A 22932-nucleotide genomic window follows, 5' to 3' on the forward strand; every position below is an offset into this window, starting at 1 on the left:
TCCCGGCGAGCCTCAGCGCGACAAGCGCATGTCGCTCGGCCAGCACCTGGTCGAGCTCCGCAAGAGGCTCATGTTCGCCGCGCTCGCGCTCGTCGTGGGCATGGTCGTCGCGTTCTTCATCACCGACTGGGTCATCTACCTGATCACCGAACCGCTCCGCCAGATCGCGGCGACGGAAGGCGAGACGGCCAAGGTCGAGCTGATGTTCAGCACGGTCACGGGCGCCTTCGACCTGCGCTTGCGCATGTCCTTCGCGATCGGCATCCTGATCTCCGCGCCCATCTGGCTGTGGCAGATCTGGGCGTTCATCATGCCGGGACTCACGCGCAAGGAGATCAAGTACACCGTCGGCTTCATCGGAGCCGCCGTGCCTCTGTTCTTCGCCGGATGCTGGGTCGGCCTGCTGGTCATGCCCCATATCGTCGAGCTGATGGCCGGCTTCGTCCCCGACGGGGGAGCATCCTTCTTCGAGGCCGGCTACTACTACGACTTCGTCTTCAAACTGCTGATCGTCGTCGGCATCTCGTTCGTCCTGCCGGTGTTCCTGGTCGCGTTGAACCTCGCCGGAGTCATGAGCGGCAAGGCGATCCTGAAAGGCTGGCGGGTCGCGGTCCTGATCGCCGTCGTCTTCTCCGCTCTGGCGACGCCGGCCGCCGACGTCGTCAGCATGCTCATGCTCGCCGGCATGCTCGTGGTTCTGTTCTTCGCCGCGGCCGCCCTGTCGATGCTGTTCGACCGTCGCCGTGCCAAGCAGAGCGCGGCGATCCTCGCCTCCGAGGGCATCCAGTGACGGATCCTCGGTGACGGTGCCGAGTCCGGCCGAGCGTTACGCACGGGCGGAGCAGAGCCGCAGTCATCCGCTTACGGCCGCGTTCGCCGCCGCGCAGCGCTTCGAACTCGACGACTTCCAGATCGCCGGCTGTCACGCGCTCGAAGACGGGCGCAGCGTCCTGGTGGCCGCGCCGACCGGAGCGGGCAAGACGATCGTGGGGGAGTTCGCGATCCACCTCGCGATGAACGCGCCACGTGACGCCGATCGGGATGCCACGCCCCGGCATCCGGACAAGGCGTTCTACACGACCCCCATCAAGGCGCTCTCGAACCAGAAGTTCCGCGAGCTGCAGGAGGTGTACGGCGCAGACCAGGTCGGCCTCCTCACCGGCGACACGAACATCAACGGCTCCGCACGCATCGTCGTGATGACCACCGAGGTCCTGCGCAACATGCTGTACGCCGACTCGGCGGCGCTGCGGGGGCTCCGGTACGTCGTGATGGACGAGGTCCACTACCTCGCCGACCGCTTCCGCGGTGCGGTGTGGGAGGAGATCATCATCCACCTGCCGCCGGCGGTCCGGCTCGTCTCGCTCAGCGCCACGGTGTCCAACGCCGAGGAGTTCGGCGACTGGCTCGACACCGTTCGCGGCGACACCGAGGTGATCGTCTCTGAGGTGCGCCCCGTGCCGCTCGAACAGCACGTGCTGGTTCGCGGCGATCTGCTGCCGCTGTTCGACGACCGTGCCGGGGTGGCCACCGCACAGGTCAACCAAGAGCTCATGCGCATCCGCTCGTTCAAGGGCGCGACGTTCGAGAACAACAGGCGGGTGCAGGCTCTGCGCAGCGATGCCGGGCGCGGAGGAGGTCGACAGCAGGGATCGGGTCGACGGCCCCACAAAGGCGGTCAGCGACCGGTGCGCTCGGCGAACGTCCAGCGCATCGAGCGGCTCGACCGACCCGAGGTCGTCACCCTGCTGCAGCGGGCCAATCTGCTGCCGGCGATCTTCTTCATCTTCAGTCGCGTCGGCTGCGATGCCGCCGTGCAGCAGGTCCGCCGCTCCGGCGTGCGCCTCACGACTCCGCAAGAGCGCGCCGAGATCCGCGCGCTGGTCACGGAGCGGACGCAGGCGCTCCGCGACGAGGACCTCGCGGTCCTCGGGTACTACGAGTGGCTCGACAACCTCGAGCGCGGTGTGGCGTCGCACCACGCCGGCCTTCTGCCGGCTTTCAAGGAGGTCGTCGAAGACCTCTTCAAGCGCAAGCTGGTGAAGGTGGTCTTCGCGACCGAGACCCTCGCGCTCGGCATCAACATGCCCGCGCGCACGGTCGTGCTCGAGAAGCTCGAGAAGTTCAACGGCGAGGCGCGCGTGGCGATCACCTCGGGGGAGTACACCCAGCTGACCGGGCGGGCAGGCCGCCGCGGCATCGACGTCGAGGGTCATGCGGTCATCCAGTGGACGGAGGGCGTGGACCCGCAGCAGGTCGCGGCGCTCGCCTCGCGGCGCACGTATCCGCTCAATTCGAGCTTCCGCCCGACCTACAACATGGCGGTGAACCTCATCGACCAGTTCGGCAGGTCGCGCGCCCGCGAGATCCTCGAGTCCTCGTTCGCGCAATTCCAGGCCGACCGTGCTGTCGTGGGGCTCGCCCGCCAGGTGAAAGAGCAGGAAGTCTCGCTCGCCGGTTATGCGAAGGCCATGACCTGCGATCGCGGGGACTTCGCCGAGTACTCGGGCATCCGTCGGGAGCTGAGCGACCTGGAGCGCCAGAACCGCAAAGACGCCGGTGCTTCGCGGTCGACGCGCGACGCGCGCCAGAAGCAGATCGCGCGTCTGCGCACGCGGATGCTCCGCCACGCGTGCCACGGGTGCCCCGACCGCGAAGATCACGCGCGATGGGCCGAGCGCTACTGGAAGCTCAAGCGGACGGTCGACAAGACCCGTCGGGAGATCGACAGCCGCACCGGCACCGTGGCCCGCATCTTCGACCGGGTCGTGGACGTGCTCCGCGATCTCGACTACGTCTCCGTCTCCCCGGACGGTCGCGCCGAACTGACGACCGCCGGCCGCACCATGAAGCGGATCTACGGCGACCGGGACCTGCTTGTGAGCGAGTCGTTGCGCACCGGGATCTGGAACGATCTGGATGCGCCGTCGCTCGCCACACTCGCGTGCTGTCTCGTTTACGAACCGCGGCGCGACGAGGCCGGAGTGGGTGAGCGCGGACTGCCCCGCGGTGCGTTCCGGGGCGCCCTGTCGGCGACGGAGGCCCTCTGGCAGCGGCTCGACGACCTGGAGCAGGAGCATCGCCTGCCGGGGACCGAGGCCGTCTCCACGGGCCTCGCTCAGGCGATGTACTCGTGGGCGCGCGGCCTTCCTCTGGACCGTGTGCTGATCGAGGCCGACATGGCCGCGGGTGACTTCGTCCGGTGGTCCAAGCAGACGATCGACCTGCTCGACCAGCTCTCGATCGTCGCCGACGCGTCGCTGAGCGCCACCGCGCGGACGGCGCTGGACGCCGTCCGTCGCGGCATCGTCGCGTACAGCTCGGTCTGAGCGCGCGCGTCTAGGCTTCTCCCGTGTCCCTCGCCGCGCCCGTGCGCCCCGTCCTGCCGCTGTGGGCCGCCGGTCCGGTTGCGGCGACCGGCGGGCTCGTGCTCACCCTGGCCTTCCCGGCGCTCAGCTGGTGGCCGATGGCGTTCGTCGGCGTCACGCTGGCACTGATCGCCCTCATCGGCCGGCGATTCTGGTCGTCGGCTCTGGTCGGCTTCGCGTTCGGCGCCGCGTTCTTCTTCGTGAACCTCCTGTTCACGGCGCGCTATCTGGGACCGGTCCCGTGGATCGCGCTGTCGATGCTCGAGTCGGTGCTCACGGCGGCGGGCGCGACGCTCATCGCGCTCGCGTATCGCTGGCTCCCGCGGGTCGTCGCAGGCCCGTGGGCCCGCCTCGTCGCGCTCCCGGCACTCGTCGCAGGATTGTGGACGCTGCAGGAGCAGGTCGTGGGCTCCTGGCCGTACGGCGGCTTCCCCTGGGGCCGGATCGGCGTCAGCCAGGTCGCGGGCCCGTTCGCCGACCTCGCGTCCTGGGTGGGGATGTCGGGACTGACGTTCCTCGTCGTCCTGTTCTGCGCAGCGGCGATCGAATACGTCCGCTGGGGGCGCCTGCGTCGCCCCCCGACCGCGGCGCCGGCAGTCGTGACGCTTCTCATCCTCGTGCTCGTCCCGCAGTTCCCGACGACGGATGCCGGGACCTTGCGGGTCGGTGCGGTGCAGGGCAACGGTCCCGCCGGATACTTCGACCAGCGCGCGGCCGGTGACGTCACGCGTGCGCAGCTCGAGGCCACGGCTCCGCTGTTCGGCGAGGACATGGACGTGCTGCTGTGGCCGGAGGGTGGGGTGGATTCCGACCCGACGCAGGTGGAATCGACCGCCGAGCTGTTGGATGCGCTGTCGGATCGGGTCGCGGCGCCCCTCATCGTGGCGGCGGTCACACAGCGCGGCGACGAGTACTTCAACTCCTCGCTCCTGTGGGAGGCCGGGAGCGGTGCCGTGCAGACTTACGACAAGCGGCATCCCGTGCCCTTCGGCGAGTACGTCCCCGACCGGGCCTTCTTCGAGCCGTTCGCTCCGGATCTCATCGGTCTGATCCAGCGCGAGTACACACCGGGCACGGCCGCCCCGATCTTCGACCTCGACGGGATCGGTGTCGGACTCGCGATCTGCTTCGACGTGATCTACGACGACGTGGTGTGGGACGGCGCACGCGACGGCGCCGAGATCTACATGTTCCAGACCAACAACGCCGATTTCCGAGGCACGGACGAGAACCTCCAGCAGCTCGCGTTCGCGCGGATGCGCGCGATCGAGACCGGTCGGTCGGTCGTGAACCTGTCCACGGTCGGCACGAGCCAGGTCATCGCCGCCGACGGATCGACGATCGACGGACTCCCGGCGGATGTCGCCGGACACCTGATCACCGACGTGCCGCTGCACACCGGACTCACTCCCGCGGTGGTCGCCGGCGAGGCGGTGAAGGCGATCATCGGCTGGGGAAGCCTGACCGCCCTGGGCGTGCTCGGCCTGATCCTGTCGGCCCGCAGCCGGTCCGCACGCGAAAAGAAAGCGCCAGCCCACGACGGGGCCGGCGCTCTCGAGAGATGAGACTCAGGCGCTGAGCTTGCTCGCGGTGACGTCCTCGCCCGCGCCGCGACGGGCGCGCACGTACGCGAGGCGCTCCTCCAGGAGCTCTTCCAGCTCGGGGAGCGTACGCCGCTCGAGCAGCATGTCCCAGTGCGTGCGCGCGACCTTGTCGTCGCTGTGATCGACGGTCGCCGTTCCCTCACCGATGCGCAGGAGCGCCTCGGCGCCGCACGTGCGGCATTCCCAGGCCTCGGGAACCTCCGCGTCGGCGGCGAACGTCATCGTCGTGTCACGTCCGCAGGACGTGCAGTTGTAGGTGTGCTGTGCGCGTTCATGGAACACGACGCCCTCTTCGCTCTGTAGGCTCTGGGCGCCGAGTCGAATGCCGCGCAGGCTGCGGTCTGCCATTGTGTGGTCCTCTCGTCGCTGTACAGGTATAACGCGACGACCTGGACGGATCATCCGAACGACAGCTGTGGGGGAGTCATTCACAGACGATGCTCAGGGCGAGATCGACGCGATCGGTGACGATCCCGTCGACCCCCATCGCGAGCAGGCGACGGATGTCGTCGGCCTCGTTCACCGTCCACACGTGCACCTCGACTCCATTCCGCTGAGCGGCAGCGATCAGGCGCGGGGTGACGACGCGGACGCGGCCGTTGCGCTCGGGAACCTGCAGGGCGTCGATGCCCGAGAGCGCTCGGCTGAGGCGTCGATCCGACCGCAGAGCAAGCGCCGCCAGAACGCGGACGAGCGTGCCGCGACCGGCGGAAGTGGCGGGACGGATGCCGGTGTCCCCGGCATCCGCCGCGGCGAGCGCCGCGCGCCGGCGCTCGTCCGAGAAGCTCGTGACCAGGACCCGGTCCGCGTGCGTCCTCACGATCCGGCCGACCGGGGCGGCGGCATCCGCTGCCTTGACGTCGAGATTGAACCGCAGCGTCGGGAAGGACTCGAGCGCCTGCGCGAGGGTGATGAGCCCGCCCCGCGGCGCCATGAGCGACTCGAGTTCGCGGACCGTCACGTCGGCGATCTTCCGCGGGTCGCCGGTCACGCGGGAAAGGTCGTCGTCGTGGAACAGCACGACGGTTCCGTCGGCGGTGAGATGACAATCCGACTCGACGTACACGGCGCCGGCGGAGTGCGCCGCTGCGACGGCGGCGAAGGAGTTCTCGACCACTCCGGCCGCGGCATCCCCCGGCAGGACGAGGCCACGGTGAGCGAGCACGCGCGGGCGCGTCGCACCCTCGAACCACGGGTGGCTCATGCGCGCTGACCGTCAGGGAAGGGGCGGTGCGGCCGGCTTGTCCACCGTGCCTCCGGTGCGCTGCGCCACGTCGACGACGGAGCCCGCGAACGCGGTGCTCATGCCCTTGAGCGCCTCGGTGAACTCGCTCGGGATGATCCAGAGCTTGCTCGAGGCGCTGTCGGCGATCTTCGGCAGGGTCTGCAGGTACTGGTACGCCAGGAGCTTGTCGTCCGGGTTGCCGACGTGGATGGCGTCGAACACCGTCTGGATGGCTTCCGCCTCGCCCTGCGCGCGCAGCACGGCAGCCGCCTTGTCACCTTCGGCGCGGAGGATCTCGGCCTGCCGAGCACCTTCGGCCGTGAGGATCGCGGACTGCTTCGTACCCTCCGCGGTCAGGATGAGGGCACGGCGATCGCGCTCGGCGCGCATCTGCTTCTCCATCGAGTCCTGGATGCTCACCGGCGGGTCGATCGCCTTGAGCTCCACGCGTCCGACGCGGATTCCCCACTTGCCGGTCGCTTCGTCCAGAACGATCCGCAGCTGGCCGTTGATCTCGTCGCGGCTCGTGAGCGCCTCTTCCAGGTTGAGCCCGCCGACGACGTTGCGGAGCGTCGTCGTCGTCAGCTGCTCGACCGCGCCGAGGTAGTTGGCGATCTCGTAGGTGGCGGCACGGGCGTCGGTCACCTGGAAGTAGACGACGGTGTCGATGGAGACCACCAGGTTGTCCTCGGTGATCACCGGCTGGGGCGGGAAGGACACGACCTGCTCGCGCATGTCGATGAGGGGTCGCACTCGATCGATGAACGGGACGAGGATGTTCAGTCCGGGCATGAGCGTCTTGTGGTACCGGCCGAGACGCTCGACGACCCCGGCAGTGGCCTGCGGGATGATCCGGATCGACCGGATGATCACCACCAGGACGAAGATGAAGACCGCTGCGGCGAGCAGCCAGCCGATGGCCGTCGGGATGAAGCTCTCGGGGGTCATGCGGTCGATTCCTCTTCTTCGGGGTGGACGTAGGCGGTCGCCCCGTCGATCCGCCCCACGCGGATGACGGTGCCGGGTTCGAGTTCGCCACGCTGTTCGGGTCGCGCCGTCCACGTGTCGCCGTTGGACAGCTTCACCTGGCCGCCGTGCGCGCTCACGGTGGACAGGACGCGGCCGGACAGTCCGACGAGGGCGGCGACGTTCGTCGGCGTCGGGTCCTCGCCACGGCGCAGCCGCGCCAGCAGCGGGGGGCGCAGAACCAGCAGGAGCACGGCGGCGACCGCGGCGGCGATGATCACTTGCAGCCAGACCGGGGCGCCGAGCAGATCCGAGCCGAGTCCGGCGACCCCGCCGATGCTCAGCATCAGGAAGGTGAAATCGAGCGTGAGCATCTCGATCACCAGGAAGGCGAGGATCAGGACCAACCACCCGATCCACGCGAATTGTTCGATGGTCTGGATGAGATCCACGATGTTCCTCCCCTTTGACCCAACCTAACACGGGCGTTTTCGCAGGGCTCGGGACCCGATGCGTGGGGGGTACCGGTTGGTAGGGTCGTGGGGTGACCGAGCCCACTCCCACCGCAGAGCAGAATTCCCCGTCCCCCCTCGCGCCCGGATCCCTCCGCGGCAAGACCGCACTCGTGACCGGGTCCTCGCGCGGCATCGGCGCGGACACGGTCCGCTACTTCGCCGAGGCCGGAGCGAACGTCGTCATCAACTTCCGCAACAAGGCGCCGCGGGCCGAGAAGCTCGCGGCCCAGTTGCGCGAGCTCGGCGTGCAGGTGCTCGTCGTCGGCGCCGACCTGACCGATCCGGAGTCCGTGCAGGCGATGTTCGCCGAGGTGCAGCGCACGTTCGGATCGCTGGACGTGCTCGTGCTCAATGCCTCGGGCGGCATGGAGTCCGGCATGGGCGAGGAATACGCCCTGAAGCTCAACCGCGATGCGCAGGTGAACGTCCTGGAGAGCGCCCTGCCGCTCCTCGGTGACGGATCCCGCGTCGTGTTCGTGACCAGCCACCAGGCGCACTTCATCCGGACGACCCCGACGATGCCCGAGTACGTCCCGGTCGCGCTGTCCAAGCGCGCCGGCGAGGACGCGCTGCGCGAGCAGATCCCCACGCTCGCGGAGCGTGGCATCGGCTTCGTGGTCGTCTCCGGCGACATGATCGAGGGCACGATCACCGCGACGCTCCTCGAGCGCGCGAACCCCGGCGCGATCGCCTCACGACGCGAGTCGGCCGGCAAGCTGTACAACGTGAGCGAGTTCGCCGCCGAGGTCGCCCGCGCGGCTGTGGATCCCGTCCCTGCGGACAACACGCGTCTCATCGGCGACACGAGTTCGTTCGCGGGGGAGTGACGGTGCGCCCCACCGATATCGAGCGCCTCGTCTCGGTCGGCCGGCCCGACATCGCCCCCGACGGCTCGTTCGCGGTCTTCGCCACCTCGCGTCCGGACCTGGCGGCGAATCGCGCGGTGGGACAGCTCTGGCGCGTCGACCTGCCGACCGGCATCCCGCGTCGCCTCACGCGGGGGACCGCCGACGCCAGTCCTCGACTCTCTCCCGACGGAACCGTGCTGGCATTCCTGCGCGGCGACACGAAGGGCCGCGCGCAGCTCCACGTCGTCGCCTCCGGGGGCGGCGAACCGGTACAGATCACAGACGCTCCCCTCGGAGTGGGAGAGTTCGCCTGGGCGCCCGACGGCGCGACGATCGCCTTCACCGCCCGTGTGCCGGAGCGCGGTCGTTACGGACAGGTCGAGGGCTTGGATGCCGCCGCCGAAGCGCCTCGGCACATCACCGGCATCCGCTGGCAGTCCAACGGCGTGGGCTACATCGCCGATCGTCCCGCGCAGCTCTTCGTCGTCGATGTCCCCGCCACCGACCTGGAGCCGTACTACGAGCCGGCGCCGGCCGTCGTCGCGGAGGGGACGGCTCCCGCAGAGAAGACTGTCGTGCCCGCTCCGGCACGACAGCTGACCGACGGGCCGCACTCCGTCTCGGGCGTGGCATTCCGCGGTGCCGAGATCCTCACGGTCGTCGACGTGATCGAGCACGAGCGCCGCGACCTCAGCTCGCGCCTCGTGGCGATCCGTGCCGACGGTCAGGGACGACGCGACGTGATCACCCCGGAGGCTCGCCTCTCGATCGGCGAGATCGCGGTCGCCGGCGACGAAGCCGTGGCCGTCCTCGCGTCCGAGACCGGGTCGACCGGCGTCGACTTCGTGGCACCCGGGGTCGCGCTCTGGATCATCGAAGACGACGGCCCGCAGCGACTCACCGACGCTGAGACGATCGATCTCGGCGAAGTGGGCAGCCACATCACGGTGCAGGGCGACCGCTTCCTCGTACAGGACCGCACGCGTGGTCGGGTGCGGCTGCTGCGGGTGGCGCGCGACGGTGCCGTGGAGGACGTGGTCGGCGGCGATCTCGAGGTCGGCGGGCACGCGGCGGGCGGTGACCGCATCGTCGTCTCGGTGGCGACTCCGAAGTCCTCCGGCGAGCTCCTCCTGGTCGATGTGGACGGAAGCCGCGCTCTGACCTCATTCGGCGCGGACGTCGGTGCGGTGATCCCGGAGGAGATCACGATCGCGGGCCGCGACGGCTACCCCGTCCACGGTTGGGTTGCCAAACCCGCGGGGGAGGGGCGGCATCCGGTCATCCTCCAGATCCACGGCGGCCCGTATGCCTCGTACGGCATACACCTTTTCGATGAGACGCAGGTGCTCGTGGACGCCGGGTACGCCGTTGTCTACTGCAACCCCCGCGGCTCCGCAGGCTACGGACGCGCGCACGGTCGCAGCATCCGCGGCGCGATGGGCACGCTCGACTTCGATGACGTGATCGACTTCCTCGACGGCGTGCTCGCGCGAGACGGCGCCCTCGACGCGACGCGGGTCGGCATCATGGGCGGGTCCTACGGCGGCTACCTCACCGCGTGGATCATCGCCCACGATCACCGGTTCGCCGGCGCGATCGTCGAGCGGGGATTCCTGGACCCGGTCTCCTTCCAGGGGACGAGCGACATCGGATCGTTCTTCGGCGATGAGTACGTCGGAACCGACCCCGCGCAGATCGCGCGGCAGAGTCCGATGGCGGTCGTCCCCGAGGTGCGCACGCCGACGTTGGTGATCCACTCCGAGCTCGACTTCCGGTGCCCGCTCGAACAGGCCACTCGGTATTACTCGGCGCTCAAGCGGCAGGGGACCGAGGCGGAGATGCTCATCTTCCCCGGCGAGAACCACGAGCTCACGCGGTCCGGTTCGCCCCGCCATCGGGTGCAGCGCTTCGACGCGATCCTGGACTGGTGGCGCCGGAAGCTGCCGGTGCAGGACTGAGGCTCGCACGACGAAGCGCCCCGGACGGATCCGGGGCGCTTCGTCGTGCGAGCGAGGTATCAGACGAGATCCTTCTTGCCGAACGTGAACGCGCGGACGATCTGGATGATGCCGAGGACTACGAGCGCGATGCCCAGCAGCCACCACAGTGCCGCGATGTACAGCGGCGAGAACAGCAGGACGATTCCCGCCACGATGCTGATGATCGCGAAGAAGACCGTCCAGCCCTTCGATGAGGCGTCGCCCAGCGTCGACAGCGCCACGACGCCCTCGATGATCCAGAGGATACCGACGAGGATGCCGATGAAGATCGCGAGCCACGCGGTCGCGGCGCCGAGGTTCACGAACGCGACGATGCCGGCGATGATGAACAGGATGCCGAGCACGATGTGCCCGATGCGCGACCAGCCGCCGCGCGTCTTGGAGAAGATGCCGAGACCGGCGTAGACCAGACCGGCGGCGATGACGTAGATCGCGATGATCGCGGTGACGACCATCGCCGTCTTGCCGGGCCAGGCCAGGATCAGGATGCCGACGATGACGGACAGGACGCCGCCGATGCCCAGTGCGGTGCGGATGCCGTTGACGGCTGATTTCTCCGCTGCGGATTCGGTAGTCATGAGTATTTCCCTTCCTGGGAGTTACCTGCGAGGTGCGCTCACAGCATAGACCCAGCTGTAACGGGCCCGAGTGACGAAGGTCCCGTGTGTCGTGGCATGACGGGAGCGCTCCCGTCTTGCCGTCGAGTCGTCAGCCGAGGAGGAGGGTTGCGGCGAGCAGCACCGGCACGCACCCGATCGTGGTGAGGAACACCGTGTCGCGCGAGATCGTCTCGCCCACGCCGTACCGCTGCGAGTAGTTGAAGACGTTCTGCGCCGTGGGGAGCGCCGCGAGGACGACGACGATCAGGACATCGGCGGGGGAGAGGGCGAAGACGAATCGGGCCACGACCCACGCGACCACGGGCATGATGACGAGCTTCAGCCCGGTGGCCAGGACGATGTCGCGACGTCGCCCCGACGGTCCGAGCACGCGCTGCCCGTACAGCGAGATCCCGTAGCTGATCAGCAGCACGGGAACGCAGGCGTTCGCGAGCAGGGTCGCCGGTTCGAAGATGATCGGCGGCAGATCGATGCCGCTCACGGATACGAGCGTCCCCAGCGCCGATCCGATCACGATGGGATTCGTCAGGGCCCGACCGATCGAGCGGCGCAACGAGCCGCCGCCGGAGGTCGCCGCTTCGAGGATCGCCATCGAGATCGGGGTGAAGACGAGCAGCTGCAGGAGGATCACGGGCGCGGGGAAGGCGGCGCTGCCGAGCAGATACAGCGAGAGCGGAATGCCGATGTTGTTCGAGTTGACCTGCCCGGCCGACAGTGCACCGATCACCACTTCGCCTGCCGAGCGCCGCCAGGCGAACCGGGCGATGAGTGCGTACACGGCGATCACGGTCACGGCGGCGATCGCCGAAACGGGCAGCAGCGCGGAGAAGAGTGTGCGGACGTCTGCTTCGGCGAGCACGACGAACAGGAGGAACGGCGAGAGGACGAAGAACGTGAGCCGCGCCAGGACCGGGCGGGCATGCTCGCCGAGGAGGTCGATGCGTCCGATCACATAGCCCACCGCGATCGCGAGGCCGACGACGACGAATCCCGTCAGGCTCTCGATCATGCCTTCGAGCCTATGGGCTCTCACCCTGCCCGAATGATGCGGCCGCGTCCGGCGGCCTCATACGATCCGAGCACGGGGGAGAGGGGAGCGGATGTCCGTTCTGACTGCAATCGTGCCGGCGTGGATCCGGCAGTACAAGCCGTCCTGGCTCGGGGTGGATGTCCTGGCGGGCGTGACGCTCGCCGCCGTGGCGATCCCGGAGGTGATGGGCTACACGTCGATCGCACAGACGCCGGTGATCACCGGCCTCTACACGATCATCCTCCCGACGCTCGTCTTCGCGCTGCTCGGGTCTTCACGATTGCTCGTCGTCGGTGCCGACTCGGCCACGGCGGCGATCCTCGCCGCGGGCCTGGCAGGGCTCGGCATCTCGGGGCTGTCGCCGAACTCGGCGGAATGGGTCGCGTGGACGAGCCTCGTCGCCCTCGTGTGCGGCGCGCTCCTCGTCCTCGCCCGGCTGCTTCGGCTCGGGTTCCTCGGCGACTTCCTCAGTGCGTCGGTGCTCATCGGCTTCCTCACCGGCGTCGGGATCTCGGTGCTGACCGGTCAGCTGCCGGACATGCTCGGCATCCCGAAAGGCACGGGCAACTGGTTCGAGCAGCAGTGGAGCACGCTCACCCATCTGGGCGATGCGAACGGCTGGACGATGGCGTTCGCGGGCGGGACGCTCGTGATCATCGTCGGCTGCAAGCTCATCAACCGGAAGATCCCGGGCGCCGTGATCGCGGTCATCCTGTCGATCGTGCTCTCCAACGTGCTCGACGCGTCCAGCCAAGGCGTCGCGGTCATCGGGCCGGTCCAGGGGGGACTTCCGCCGTTCGGGCTGCCGCAGGGGCTCGATCTCTCCGACATCCCCGCCGTGATGGGTGTCGCGCTGTCGTGCTTCTTCCTGATCATCGCCCAGAGCGCGGCGACCTCGCGGAGCTTCGCGATGAAGCACAGTGAGCGGGTCGACATCAACCGCGACATCCTCGGGCTCGCCGGGGCGAACGTCGCGGCGGGACTCACCGGCACTTTCGTCGTGAACGGCAGCCCGACGAAGACGGAGATCCTCGACGAGCAGCGCGGACGCAGTCAGATGGCGAACATCACGATGGTCGCCGTCGTGATCGTCGTGGTCCTGTTCCTGACGCGGTACCTCACGAACATGCCGGTCGCGGTGTTGGCTGCCATCGTCTTCATGATCGGGCTCGGGCTCGTGGACTTCCGGGGCCTGCGTCGGATCCGTGCCGCACGGGTGAGCGAGTTCGTCATCGCGCTGCTCACCGCGATCGTCGTGTTCGCGTGGGGCGTGGAAGAGGGCATCATCCTCGCGATCGTCCTCTCTGTCCTGGAGCTGGTTCGTCGCGCCTACACGCCCCGGGACTTCCTCGTCGGTGTCTCGAAGGACGGCGAGCCGACCTACACGGCCGCGGAGCCGGGAACGGAGAGCCTTCCGGGCCTCGTGGTCTTCCGGTTCGACTCGCGACTCTTCTATGCGAACGCCAGTCTGTTCGTGGACCGCATCCAGCAGCTCATCGCCGCGGCGCCGTCGCGTGTGCGCTGGCTCATCCTGGACTGCTCGTCGATCGGCGACATCGACTACTCGGCGAGTCTGAACCTCGAAGGACTCATCGCCTCGCTGCACGCCGAAGGCCGGGTGTTCGCGATCGCCCAGGCCGATCCACGGCTGCTCGAAGTCCTCGCGAAGCTCGACACGCTCAAGAAGTTCGACAACGCGCACATCTACGCCACCGTCGAAGACGCCGTGGCGGCGTTCCGGGCGGATGCCGCGGCGCCGGCATCCTGAACGTCGTCGGCATCCGGTCTCCGCGCGTACATACTGGGGGTTGCGGGTTATTGCCGATAATGCACATTATGTCAACTCGTTTTGACGAGCGCTCTCCCGCGAAGCGTGAGCGCGCCTCTTGACATGACACTTGCATTTTGCAAGTGTGTGACCCATGAGCCTCTTCATCACCTGCCCGGTCGAGAGCGTCGACCGCGCGACCACGTTCTACACCGCGCTCGGCTGGACGCTGAACGCCGACATGTCCGACCACAACGTCTCCTGCTTCGCGATCGCCCCCGATCAGTACGTCATGCTCGGCAGTCGTGAGATGTACGCCGCCGTCGGTGGTGTCGAAGACCTGGTGGGTGGGCCGGACACACCGTCCAAGGTGACGGTGTCGTTCGACCTCGGGAGCCGCGAGGCGGTCGATGATCTCGTGGCGCGCGCCGGGGCTGCGGGCGGCAGGATCGGCGACACCGATGACTACCCGTTCATGTATCAGCGGCAGTTCGACGACCCGGACGGGTATCACTACTCCCCGTTCTGGATGAAGCCGGACGCCGAATCGGACGTGTGAGCGATCTCTCCGCCGCACTCGAGATCGTCGGATCCCGGTGGGCCCTGCTGATCGTCGCGCGGCTGATGGACGGCCCCCAGCGATACGGCGACCTCCAGCGGGATCTCGGGGTGCCGACGAACATGCTCGCCACGCGCCTGCGTGAGCTGGAGTCCGCGGGCGTACTCCGTCGGCTCCCCCTCCGTCACAACACGCGCGCCTACGCCCTGACCGAGCGGGGGCAGGGCCTGCGCCCGGCGATCGACGCCCTCGGGCGGTGGGGTGCGGCGAACGGAGCGGGCACGAACGAGCGCCCGGAGCCGTGAGGGCCCCGGGCGCTGGTCGTCCTCGACGGTTCAGACGACGGGGTCGTCATTCGTCGTGGACGTGCTCCGCCGCGTGACCTGCTCCCCCGCAGCGGGATCGATCGACGTGCGCGACACGGTGTCGGTCTGCCGACGCCGCGCCAGCAGGACCAATCCCAGGAGGAAGACGAGCGCACCTGCACCCATCAGGATGTACCCGATCAGCTGCAGGTTCACCCAGTCCACCTGCACGTTCACCGCGAACGCGAGGATGGCTCCGATGACGAACAGAACGATTCCGGCTCCGATGCTCATGGCACTCCCTTTCCGTCCGGACCCAAGTATGCGGACGATCCCACGCTGGCGGATGTCGCCTCCGCCCGGCAAGGGCTTGACATGCGGTGTCCGCACCCGGCGCTAACGTGAGCGGATGCCGCGCGTCATCTTCCACACCGCCACCACCCTCAATGGCTTCCTGGCCGATGAGGACGACTCCCTCGACTGGCTGTTCGCGGTCGATGGCGCCGCCGAAGCCGAAGCAGCCTTCTCAGCCTTCCTCGCCGGGATCGGCGCTCTGGTGATGGGCTCGACCACGTACGAGTGGCTGCTCGATCACGAAGACCTTGCCGTGCACCCCGAGCGCTGGCCCTACCCTGAGCTCCCTGCCTTCGTCCTCAGCTCACGCGAGCTCCTCCGCGTCCCGGACGCCGACATCCGGTTCCGGCGGGGCGATGTCCCGACCCTATGGGCAGAGATCGCAGAGAGCGCCGGTGGCCGCGACGTCTGGCTCGTCGGCGGCGGCGACCTCGTCGGCCAGTTCGACGACGCGGGACTGCTCGACGAGGTCCGCGTGTCGATCGCGCCCGCTACGCTCCCGTCCGGGCGTCCGCTCCTCCCCCGGCGCATCGGGCCGGACCGTCTCCGCCTGACGTCGGCGAGGCAGGCGGGACAGTTCGCCGAACTCACGTATTGCGTGGCCCGCGAGGTCAGCTGAGCCGGTATCGATGTTCGGGCCGGCCGGTCGCACCGTAGCGCAGGCCCACCTCCACCGCACCCCGCGCCGCGAGGTTCGCGAGGTGCCGCTGGGCGGTGGCGCGGGAGACGCCGATCCGCTCGGCGATCGCGGTCGCCGATGCCTCCCCGTCGCGCAGATGTTCCAGGATCACGCGTTCGGTCGCCGTCTGTGACGCGGTCGCCGGCACTGCATCCCGCCCGTGCAGAGCGCGCTGGGCGCGCTCGATCGTCTCCTGGTCCACGTCGCCGGCGGTCAGCAGATTGCGATAGCGGCGGTATCCATCCAGGCGATCGCGCAGGAGGCGAGGGTCGAACGGCTTCCGCAGGTAGCCGAGCGCTCCCGCGCGTAGGGCCCGGCGCACGGTGTCCGCGTCGGAGGCGGCGCTGATCACGAGCGCGTCGACGTCGATCTCCGAGACGAAGGCGATGCCGTCTCCGTCAGGCAGGTAGACGTCGCACAGGACGAGATCCGGATGCCGGTCCCGCACCGCCGCACGCGCCTCGCGCACGCCGCGCACCGGCTCGAGCGCTTCGAATCCCGCCTGATCGGCGACGGCATCGCGGTGCAGACCACCCACCCGGAAGTCATCGTCGACGATCAGTACACGCAGATCCGGTGTCATTCGTCCTCCACGTCGCTCGTCGTGCGTACCTTCATCGTTCGTGGGAGCCGGGCGCTGAAGACGGCACCGCTGCCGGTTCCGCCGGCATCCACGAGTCGGACGTCACCGCCGAGGCGATCGGCGATCTCGCGCACGAGCGGCAGACCGATCCCCCGGCCGTGCACGGCGTCCGGGGCGAGATCGGTTCGCTCGGCATTCCGCTCGAACAGGCGCGACGGATCGGCGATGCCTCCACCCGAATCGGCGACGGTGATCACGAGCGTGTCGGCGTCGTCGAGCAGTTCGACCTCGACCCATCGCGGCGCCGGCGATGCCACGGCCGCCCGGACCGCGTTGTCCACCAGGTTGCCCAGCACGGAGGCGATGTCTTCCGCGGCGGCGACCTCGCCGAGGACGAGTGAGGCTTCCGACATCGTCAGCCGCACTCCGCGCTCGTCGGCCTCGATGCTCTTCGCCTCGATCAGTGAGCGCAGGAACGGTTCGTCGATCGGAATCGAGGTGTCTGCAGCATCCCGCGTCGTCGACCCATCGCTCAGGTAGTCACGCGCCTCGGCGATGCGCTGTGCGTCGATCAGGCCCGCGGCGACGTGCAGGCGGTTCGAGAACTCGTGCCGCTGTGCGCGCAGCGCGCCGGTCATCGTGCTCACGGTGTCGAGCCGATCGCTCAGGCGCACGATGTCGGTGCGGTCGCGGATCACCGCGACGCGGCCGAGATCGCGATCCGACCGGGTGACCGGCCGAGTGTCCACGAAAACCACGCGATCGCCGACGATCAGCGGTTCCTGTCCGCGGACGTTCGCGGAGTCGACACCTGAGATCGCAGCACGGAGCTCGGCGGGCAGCGGCAGGTCGTCGATGTGCAGGCCGACCGGCTCCGGGATGCCGAGCAGGCGGGCGGCGGAGGCGTTGGCGACCGTCACGACGCGGTCCGGGGTGTACGCGAGGACACCCTCGCCCACGCCGTCCAGCACCGCCGCCTGGTTCTGCACCAGCGCGGCGAGCTCTTCAGGCTGGACTCCGAGCGTCAGGGCCTCGAGTCGCCGACGGATGAGTGCAGAGACCAGCGCTCCGATCAGCAGCGCTGCGGCGGCAGCCACCCCGACGCCGATCAGGAGGGGTGGGAGGTCGTCGAAGACGCTCGCCCGCGCGAAGCCGACGCTCACCTCGCCGACGGGGACGCGCGTCCCCGGGGCGAAAACCGGCACTTTGGCTCGAGCGGACTCCCCCAGCGTTCCCGCCTCCCACGAGACCGTCTCGCGCCCGGCGAGCGCCTCGGCGAAGCTCGTGCTGACCACCTCCCCGAGGCGCTGCGGGTCCGGGTGGGCCAGACGGATCCCGCGGTCATCCGTGATCACGACGAACAAGGCCCCTGTGGTGTCCTCCACCTCGCCGGCCAGTTCGGCCAGTGGTCCCCCGCGCAGCGCGGCGGCGGTCGGTGCGGCGCTCTGCGCCGAGATCTGCTCGACGGCCCGTCGCACGTCGCCGTCGGTCGCGACGGTTCGCGCGATCCCCAGCGCCGACGACTCCGCTTCGGCGCGCAGCTGCTGCACGCCGAGCCACGTGAACACGGCGGTGCACACGCCCACGACGGCGATCACGCACGCGAGCTGCCAGACGAGCAGGTGCGTCGCGAATCGCATTCCCGCCTCCGTCCTGTGCGCCCGCAGAGTGAGCGAAATGCGCAGAACTCACGATAAGCGCAATACGCGACAGAAAGCGAGATACCGGATGCCGCGCGCGGCGCGCGGCTACGTTCGGGCGCAGCGCGAAGGCAGTTCAGCCCCCGCAACGCCCAGACGAAGGAGTCGACGTGCTCGTCCTGCTCGGATTCGCCATGATCCTCACATTCATGGTCCTCATCATGACCAAGCGGCTCACGCCCATGGTCGCCCTGATCGTCGTCCCCACGATCTTCGGACTCTTCGCCGGCGCCGGCCTCGGTCTCGGCGACATGGTGATCGACGCCATCAAGGACCTCGCGCCGACCGCGGCTTTGTTGATGTTCGCGATCATGTTCTTCGGGATCATGATCGACGTGGGCCTGTTCGATCCGCTCATCCGCCTGATCACCCGCTTCCTCGGGGAAGATCCGGCGAAGGTCGTGCTCGGCACGGCGATCCTCGCCGGGGCGGTGTCTCTGGACGGCGACGGATCCACGACGTTCATCATCACGACGTCCGCGATGCTCCCGATCTACCTCCGGCTCGGCATGAGCCCGGTGGTCCTCACGTGCGTCGCCGGGCTCATGAACGGCACGCTGAACATCGTGCCGTGGGGCGGACCGACCGTTCGCGCCTCGGCCGCCCTCGGGGTGTCGGCGACCGACATCTTCGTGCCGATGCTCCCCTCGCTTGCGGCAGGACTCGTCGTCGCGCTCACCTTCGCGTGGTTCCTCGGGCTCGCCGAGCGCAAGCGCCTCGGGTCGCTCGCCTACTCCCCTGCAGCCGCGTCCGCGCCGGCCGCGCCCACGACGGGTGGATGGCGTCGGCGTCTGTTCGCCCCGAACGTCGTGAGCGGGGCCGAGGTCAAGCCCGGTGCTCCCGCGACGCTCTCCACCACCGGCATCCCGACCCTCCGCCGCGGCGGACGCACGCCGGTGGGCGCCGCCGTTGCGGAGCAGGCGGTGCTGGAAGCCGAGGACGTCGACACGATGATGGCCGACACGATGCTCGACCCCAACCGCGCGACCCTGCGGCCGAAGCTGATCTGGGTGAATCTGGCCCTCACGCTCGCCGTCATGGTCCTCCTGGTGCTCGACCTGATGCCGCTCCCGTACGTCTTCATGGTCGGCTCCGCGATCGCCCTGATCGTCAACTTCCCGAAGCTGCGCTCGCAGGCGGACGAGATCGTCGCCCACGCGCCGAGCATCGTCGGCGTGGTCTCGATGGTGCTCGCCGCCGGCGTCCTGGTGGGGGTCCTGAACGGTACGGGCATGGTCACCGCGATGGCCGAGTGGGTCGTGGACATCGTTCCGCCGTCGATGGGTCAGTTCCTGGCGGTGATCACCGGTGTGCTGTCGATCCCGATGACGTTCTTCATGTCCAACGATGCGTTCTACTTCGGCATCCTTCCGGTGCTCGCCGAGAGCGCCGCGACCTACGGCATCGCGCCGGTCGAGATGGCGCGTGCGTCGATCATCGGCCAGCCGGTGCACCTGCAGAGCCCGCTCGTCCCCGCGATTCTGCTGCTCGTGTCACTCGCGGGCGTGAACCTCGGCGATCACCACAAGAAGGTGCTGTGGCGCGCGACCGTCGTCTCGCTCGTCATGCTCGCGGTCGGCATCCTCGTCGGGGTGATCCCGTTCCTGTGATCGCGTGAGAGTGCGAACGCCGGGTGGGCTCAGGTCGCGGGTGCGATCGGGGCCCATTCCGGATGTTTGGGCTCGCGTCCGTCGCCGGAGGAGGTGCCGCTCAGCCGGCGCTGCACCCACGGGCCGAGGTGCTCGCGGTAGTACTCGGACGCGCGCATGCGGGCGGAGGCGGGCAGCGGCGGCAGCGACCACCAGGCAGCGGGCGGTTCCATCCCGAGGGCGGTGAGCACGCGCGCGGCGACGCGGTGATGCCCTCGGGAGTTCATGTGCAGGCGATCCTCCGCCCAGTAGGCGGGTGCGGACAGCTCGCGATCGGGCCAGTTGAACGCCCGGATGATGTCCGGCCTGTCCTCGATGCGCGCGCCGACCGCGAGGGAGAGGATGTCTCCGCGACGCTGGATGAGTCTGCTGAGGGGCAGCTGCGCGGACGGGTTCGCGCCGGAGAGCAGAATGAGCTGCACGCCCTCTTCGTCGCACCGCTCGATCACTCGCGTGAACGCGTCGATCACCCGGGAGATCGAGGTGCGCGGTCGGATCATGTCATTGCCGCCGCCGTTGAACGACAGATGCGTGGGCTTCAGCGCGAGGGCGGGTTCGAGCTGCTCATCGACGATGGGCCATGCGAGCTTGCCGCGGATCGCGAGGTTCGCGTACTCGATCGTCTGTCCCGACGCATCGGCCCAGCCCTGGGCGACGAGGTCCGCCCAGCCCCGTACCCGGCCGTCCGGAAGGTCATCGCCGACACCCTCGGTGAAGGAATCGCCGATCGCGACGTATCTGACGGTGTTCACTTCCTCAGCCTACGGTCACCGATCATCCAGAGCCCGCCCGCGCCGGTCGGCGAGACCCCACGCCGCGGCCGCCGCGACGGCGAAGAAGACCGCGAAGACGACGAAGAGCAGGGGCGCACCACCGGCCACGAGCATCACCGGCACGAGCAGCGGGGCGATGATCGAGGCGAGACGGCCGACGCCCGCGGCCCAGCCTGAACCCGTCGCCCGAAGCGACGTCGGGTACATCTCCGGCGTCACCGCGTACAGCGCGCCCCACGCACCGAGGTTGAAGAACGACAGGGCCATCCCCGCGGCGATCACGACTCCCTCCGCGGATGCCGTGCCGAACGCGATCGCCGACAGTGCGGAGCCGGCGAGGAAGACCGACAGGGTCAGGCGCCTCCCCCACACCTCGATCAGCCAGGCCGCGACGACGTAGCCGGGCAGCTGAGCGAGCGTGATAACGAGTGTGAAGCCGAACGAGCGGACCAGGTCGTAGCCCTGCGCGACCAGGATCGACGGGATCCAGATGAAGGCGCCGTAGTAGGAGAAGTTGACGCAGAACCAGACGAGCCAGAGCGCGGCTGTCCGGCGGCGGAATTCTCGCGTCCACAGGCCCGCGAGTCGCTCGCGCGCCGACGGCGCTGCGGCGGCGGTATCGGCGGTCGGCGTGGCCGTGCTCGGCGCCGGTGTCACCCCCGCGGACTGCTCGAATGCGCGCACGACGGCGTCGGCCTCGGCGTGCCGACCGCGCCGCGCGAGCCATCGCGCCGACTCGGGCAGTCCCCACCGCACGATCAGCGCGTAGGCGGCGGGGATCGCGCCCAGGGCGAAGGCCCAGCGCCAGCCGTCCGCCGAGGTCGGGATGACGAAGAAGCCGATCAGGGCGGCGGCGGTCCAGCCGACCGCCCAGAAGGCCTCGAGGATCACGATGAGGCGACCGCGGATCCGTGCAGGCGCGAACTCGCTGACGTACGTGGAGGCGACCGGAAGCTCGGCCCCGAGACCCAGGCCGACGAGGAATCGAAGCACGAGGAGCGCCGCGAGTCCGCCGACCAGCGCGCTGGCTCCCGTTGCGGCGCCGTAGATCAGCAGCGTCACCGCGAAGATCTGGCGCCTCCCGAAGCGGTCCGCCAGGAGCCCGCCGAGCGTGGCGCCGATCGCCATGCCGATGAACCCGATCGAGGCGATCCATGCCGTCTGACCGGGCTCGAGCTGCCACTGCACCGCGAGAGCGGCGATGATGAAGGAGATCAGGCCGACATCCATCGCATCGAGCGCCCAGCCGAGCCCGGAGCCGGTCAGGACTTTGAGGTGGCGCCGCGTGAACGGCAGCCGGTCCAGGCGCTCCGACACCGCAGACGCGTCGAGCGCCTGCGGCGCAGCATCCGTCATGAAGACAGGATGTCACGCACCAGCGGCTGCACCTTCGCGCCGTACAGCTCGATCGAGCGCATGAGCTTGTCGTGCGACAGCGTCCCCGTGGAGAACTTCATGTCGAAGCGCGTGCTCCCGAGCGTCTTCACCGTCGTGGCGATCTTGCGTGCGACGGTCTCCGGCGAGCCGACGTAGAGCGCACCCTCGGGTCCGACGTCGTGCTGGAAGCGGGCGCGGCTGTACGGCGGCCAGCCGCGCTCGCGTCCGATCGTGTTGTTCATCGCCTCGAAGCCCTCGTAGGCCTCGTCCCATGCCTGCTGGTCCGTCTCGGCGATGTGACCGGGCGAGTGGATGCCGACGGGCCGCGCACCGATCCCGAACGAGTCGAGCGAACGGTGGTAGAGGTCCACGAACGGGCGGAACCGGTGCGCCGGTCCGCCGATGATCGCAAGCATGAGGCCGTAGCCGTACCGGGCCGCCCTGACGACGGACTCCGGCGACCCGCCCACCCCGACCCAGGCGGTCAGCCCGTTCTCGGTCTTCGGGTACACGTCGGCGGCATCCAGCGCGGCGCGCTTCGTGCCCTGCCACGTCACCGGCTTCTCGGTCATGAGCTGCGAGAACAGGTCGAGCTTCTCTTCGAAGAGGGTCTCGTAGTCGCGCAGGTCGTAGCCGAACAGAGGGAAGGACTCGATGAACGAGCCGCGTCCGAGGATCACCTCGGCGCGACCGTTGGAGACCGCGTCCAGGGTGGCGAAGCGCTCGTAGACGCGAACCGGATCATCCGACGACAGCACGGTGACGGCGGTCCCGAGGTGGATGTCGCGCGTCCGCGCGGCCGCGGCCGCCAGCACGATCTCCGGGCTCGAGATCGCGAACTCGGGGCGGTGGTGCTCCCCCACGCCGAAGAAGGCCAGTCCGACCTCATCGGCCAGCACCGCCTGGTCCACGACGTTGCGGATCGTCTGCGCGTCCGAGAGACGCGCACCGGCGGCATCCTTCGTGACGTCGCCGAAAGTGTCGAGGCCGAGCTGGATCTCATTCATGT

22 protein-coding genes are annotated in these 22932 nt (G+C 69.0%); 10 read left to right on the plus strand and 12 right to left on the minus strand.

Translation table 11 applies throughout. The features are described 5' to 3' along the window. The first annotated feature begins 28 nt into the window (after positions 1 to 28). The 3 genes from tatC to lnt are packed head-to-tail and all read left to right on the plus strand — an operon-like array spanning position 29 to position 4933. Entirely contained in the window at positions 29 to 790 is a 762-nt protein-coding gene (gene tatC, locus ABD197_RS08335; RefSeq protein WP_344055822.1) for a twin-arginine translocase subunit TatC, read from the plus strand. A 16-nt stretch (positions 791 to 806) separates the two neighbouring features. Then, positions 807 to 3329: a DEAD/DEAH box helicase gene (locus ABD197_RS08340; RefSeq protein WP_344055823.1), complete on the plus strand. Its 2523-nt coding sequence runs from the start codon at positions 807 to 809 to the stop codon at positions 3327 to 3329. 23 nt (positions 3330 to 3352) lie between these two features. Further along, entirely contained in the window at positions 3353 to 4933 is a 1581-nt protein-coding gene (gene lnt / locus ABD197_RS08345) for an apolipoprotein N-acyltransferase (protein ID WP_344053461.1), read from the plus strand. A 3-nt stretch (positions 4934 to 4936) separates the two neighbouring features. On the opposite strand, the gene ABD197_RS08350 is transcribed toward lnt, so the two are convergent. From ABD197_RS08350 to ABD197_RS08365, 4 genes are all read right to left on the minus strand, one after another. Beyond that, complete coding sequence (locus tag ABD197_RS08350) at positions 4937 to 5320, minus strand: RNA polymerase-binding protein RbpA (RefSeq protein ID WP_344053463.1); 384 nt, start codon at positions 5318 to 5320, stop codon at positions 4937 to 4939. A 76-nt stretch (positions 5321 to 5396) separates the two neighbouring features. Beyond that, positions 5397 to 6176 (minus strand): glycerophosphodiester phosphodiesterase family protein, encoded by a 780-nt coding sequence (locus tag ABD197_RS08355; RefSeq protein ID WP_344053465.1) that lies wholly within the window; start codon positions 6174 to 6176, stop codon positions 5397 to 5399. 12 nt (positions 6177 to 6188) lie between these two features. Continuing rightward, positions 6189 to 7145, minus strand: a complete 957-nt coding sequence (locus tag ABD197_RS08360) for an SPFH domain-containing protein (protein ID WP_344053467.1) — start codon at positions 7143 to 7145, stop codon at positions 6189 to 6191. Further along, positions 7142 to 7615, minus strand: coding sequence for an NfeD family protein (locus ABD197_RS08365; protein WP_344053469.1), 474 nt, complete (start codon positions 7613 to 7615; stop codon positions 7142 to 7144). The genes ABD197_RS08360 and ABD197_RS08365 overlap by 4 nt, the downstream gene beginning before the upstream one ends. Before the next feature lie 92 nt (positions 7616 to 7707). Here ABD197_RS08365 and ABD197_RS08370 point away from each other — a divergent pair, with 92 nt between their 5' ends. Both ABD197_RS08370 and ABD197_RS08375 read left to right on the plus strand, forming a co-directional pair. Next, entirely contained in the window at positions 7708 to 8505 is a 798-nt protein-coding gene (locus ABD197_RS08370) for an SDR family oxidoreductase (protein ID WP_344053471.1), read from the plus strand. A gap of 2 nt (positions 8506 to 8507) precedes the next feature. Next, the gene (locus ABD197_RS08375) at positions 8508 to 10484 is read left to right on the plus strand and encodes a S9 family peptidase (RefSeq protein ID WP_344053473.1); all 1977 of its coding nucleotides are present in this window, start codon (positions 8508 to 8510) and stop codon (positions 10482 to 10484) included. Between the two features lie 59 nt (positions 10485 to 10543). Here the strand turns inward: ABD197_RS08375 and ABD197_RS08380 are convergent, their stop codons facing one another. Both ABD197_RS08380 and ABD197_RS08385 read right to left on the minus strand, forming a co-directional pair. Beyond that, entirely contained in the window at positions 10544 to 11104 is a 561-nt protein-coding gene (locus ABD197_RS08380; protein WP_344053475.1) for an HdeD family acid-resistance protein, read from the minus strand. 130 nt (positions 11105 to 11234) lie between these two features. Further along, positions 11235 to 12155 (minus strand): AEC family transporter, encoded by a 921-nt coding sequence (locus ABD197_RS08385; RefSeq protein WP_344053477.1) that lies wholly within the window; start codon positions 12153 to 12155, stop codon positions 11235 to 11237. Positions 12156 to 12246: 91 nt separating this feature from the next. On the opposite strand from ABD197_RS08385, the gene ABD197_RS08390 reads away from it, so the two are divergent. The 3 genes from ABD197_RS08390 to ABD197_RS08400 all read left to right on the plus strand — a co-directional run bounded on the left by ABD197_RS08390 (position 12247) and on the right by ABD197_RS08400 (position 14808). After that, positions 12247 to 13944 carry a SulP family inorganic anion transporter gene (locus ABD197_RS08390; protein WP_344053479.1) on the plus strand — a complete coding sequence of 566 codons (1698 nt, stop codon included), beginning with the start codon at positions 12247 to 12249 and terminating at the stop codon, positions 13942 to 13944. 154 nt (positions 13945 to 14098) lie between these two features. After that, on the plus strand, positions 14099 to 14503 hold the full coding sequence (locus ABD197_RS08395; RefSeq protein ID WP_344053480.1) for a VOC family protein: 405 nt from the start codon (positions 14099 to 14101) through the stop codon (positions 14501 to 14503). Then, positions 14500 to 14808, plus strand: coding sequence for a winged helix-turn-helix transcriptional regulator (locus ABD197_RS08400; RefSeq protein WP_344053482.1), 309 nt, complete (start codon positions 14500 to 14502; stop codon positions 14806 to 14808). The genes ABD197_RS08395 and ABD197_RS08400 overlap by 4 nt, the downstream gene beginning before the upstream one ends. 30 nt (positions 14809 to 14838) lie before the next feature. On the opposite strand, the gene ABD197_RS08405 is transcribed toward ABD197_RS08400, so the two are convergent. Beyond that, on the minus strand, positions 14839 to 15102 hold the full coding sequence (locus ABD197_RS08405; protein ID WP_344053484.1) for a DUF6458 family protein: 264 nt from the start codon (positions 15100 to 15102) through the stop codon (positions 14839 to 14841). A gap of 115 nt (positions 15103 to 15217) precedes the next feature. Between ABD197_RS08405 and ABD197_RS08410 the strand changes: the two genes are divergently transcribed. After that, positions 15218 to 15781, plus strand: a complete 564-nt coding sequence (locus ABD197_RS08410) for a dihydrofolate reductase family protein (protein WP_344053486.1) — start codon at positions 15218 to 15220, stop codon at positions 15779 to 15781. On the opposite strand, the gene ABD197_RS08415 is transcribed toward ABD197_RS08410, so the two are convergent. Together ABD197_RS08415 and ABD197_RS08420 are read right to left on the minus strand one after the other, a co-directional pair. Then, positions 15774 to 16424 (minus strand): response regulator, encoded by a 651-nt coding sequence (locus tag ABD197_RS08415; protein ID WP_344053488.1) that lies wholly within the window; start codon positions 16422 to 16424, stop codon positions 15774 to 15776. The two genes, ABD197_RS08410 and ABD197_RS08415, sit on opposite strands and share 8 nt — an antisense overlap. Continuing rightward, on the minus strand, positions 16421 to 18064 hold the full coding sequence (locus ABD197_RS08420; RefSeq protein WP_344053490.1) for a sensor histidine kinase: 1644 nt from the start codon (positions 18062 to 18064) through the stop codon (positions 16421 to 16423). Before ABD197_RS08420 ends, ABD197_RS08415 begins: the two co-directional genes overlap by 4 nt. Before the next feature lie 170 nt (positions 18065 to 18234). On the opposite strand from ABD197_RS08420, the gene ABD197_RS08425 reads away from it, so the two are divergent. Further along, positions 18235 to 19734, plus strand: coding sequence for a CitMHS family transporter (locus ABD197_RS08425; RefSeq protein ID WP_344053492.1), 1500 nt, complete (start codon positions 18235 to 18237; stop codon positions 19732 to 19734). 29 nt (positions 19735 to 19763) lie between these two features. On the opposite strand, the gene ABD197_RS08430 is transcribed toward ABD197_RS08425, so the two are convergent. From ABD197_RS08430 to ABD197_RS08440, 3 genes are read right to left on the minus strand one after another with little or no spacing between them, the layout of a single operon-like run. Next, positions 19764 to 20525, minus strand: a complete 762-nt coding sequence (locus tag ABD197_RS08430; protein ID WP_344053493.1) for an SGNH/GDSL hydrolase family protein — start codon at positions 20523 to 20525, stop codon at positions 19764 to 19766. Positions 20526 to 20540: 15 nt separating this feature from the next. Then, complete coding sequence (locus tag ABD197_RS08435) at positions 20541 to 21902, minus strand: MFS transporter (RefSeq protein ID WP_344053494.1); 1362 nt, start codon at positions 21900 to 21902, stop codon at positions 20541 to 20543. Further along, a complete protein-coding gene (locus tag ABD197_RS08440) occupies positions 21899 to 22930 on the minus strand; it encodes an LLM class flavin-dependent oxidoreductase (protein ID WP_344053497.1) in 1032 nt (343 codons plus the stop codon). Before ABD197_RS08440 ends, ABD197_RS08435 begins: the two co-directional genes overlap by 4 nt. Positions 22931 to 22932: the final 2 nt, after the last annotated feature.

The sequence above is a fragment of the Microbacterium lacus genome, assembly GCF_039531105.1.
Lineage (GTDB): Bacteria > Actinomycetota > Actinomycetes > Actinomycetales > Microbacteriaceae > Microbacterium > Microbacterium lacus.

What these genes read in the sequence shown, in the direction of transcription:
- ABD197_RS08410 (WP_344053486.1), top strand. Translation starts at nt 15,218, where the DNA reads ATGCCGCGCGTCATCTTCCACACCGCCACCACCCTCAATGGCTTCCTG.
- ABD197_RS08415 (WP_344053488.1), bottom strand. Translation starts at nt 16,424, where the DNA reads ATGACACCGGATCTGCGTGTACTGATCGTCGACGATGACTTCCGGGTG.
- ABD197_RS08435 (WP_344053494.1), bottom strand. Translation starts at nt 21,902, where the DNA reads ATGACGGATGCTGCGCCGCAGGCGCTCGACGCGTCTGCGGTGTCGGAG.
- ABD197_RS08440 (WP_344053497.1), bottom strand. Translation starts at nt 22,930, where the DNA reads ATGAATGAGATCCAGCTCGGCCTCGACACTTTCGGCGACGTCACGAAG.
- ABD197_RS08390 (WP_344053479.1), top strand. Translation starts at nt 12,247, where the DNA reads ATGTCCGTTCTGACTGCAATCGTGCCGGCGTGGATCCGGCAGTACAAG.
- ABD197_RS08395 (WP_344053480.1), top strand. Translation starts at nt 14,099, where the DNA reads ATGAGCCTCTTCATCACCTGCCCGGTCGAGAGCGTCGACCGCGCGACC.
- ABD197_RS08350 (WP_344053463.1), bottom strand. Translation starts at nt 5,320, where the DNA reads ATGGCAGACCGCAGCCTGCGCGGCATTCGACTCGGCGCCCAGAGCCTA.
- ABD197_RS08355 (WP_344053465.1), bottom strand. Translation starts at nt 6,176, where the DNA reads ATGAGCCACCCGTGGTTCGAGGGTGCGACGCGCCCGCGCGTGCTCGCT.
- ABD197_RS08380 (WP_344053475.1), bottom strand. Translation starts at nt 11,104, where the DNA reads ATGACTACCGAATCCGCAGCGGAGAAATCAGCCGTCAACGGCATCCGC.
- ABD197_RS08385 (WP_344053477.1), bottom strand. Translation starts at nt 12,155, where the DNA reads ATGATCGAGAGCCTGACGGGATTCGTCGTCGTCGGCCTCGCGATCGCG.
- ABD197_RS08360 (WP_344053467.1), bottom strand. Translation starts at nt 7,145, where the DNA reads ATGACCCCCGAGAGCTTCATCCCGACGGCCATCGGCTGGCTGCTCGCC.
- tatC (WP_344055822.1), top strand. Translation starts at nt 29, where the DNA reads ATGTCGCTCGGCCAGCACCTGGTCGAGCTCCGCAAGAGGCTCATGTTC.
- ABD197_RS08405 (WP_344053484.1), bottom strand. Translation starts at nt 15,102, where the DNA reads ATGAGCATCGGAGCCGGAATCGTTCTGTTCGTCATCGGAGCCATCCTC.
- ABD197_RS08420 (WP_344053490.1), bottom strand. Translation starts at nt 18,064, where the DNA reads ATGCGATTCGCGACGCACCTGCTCGTCTGGCAGCTCGCGTGCGTGATC.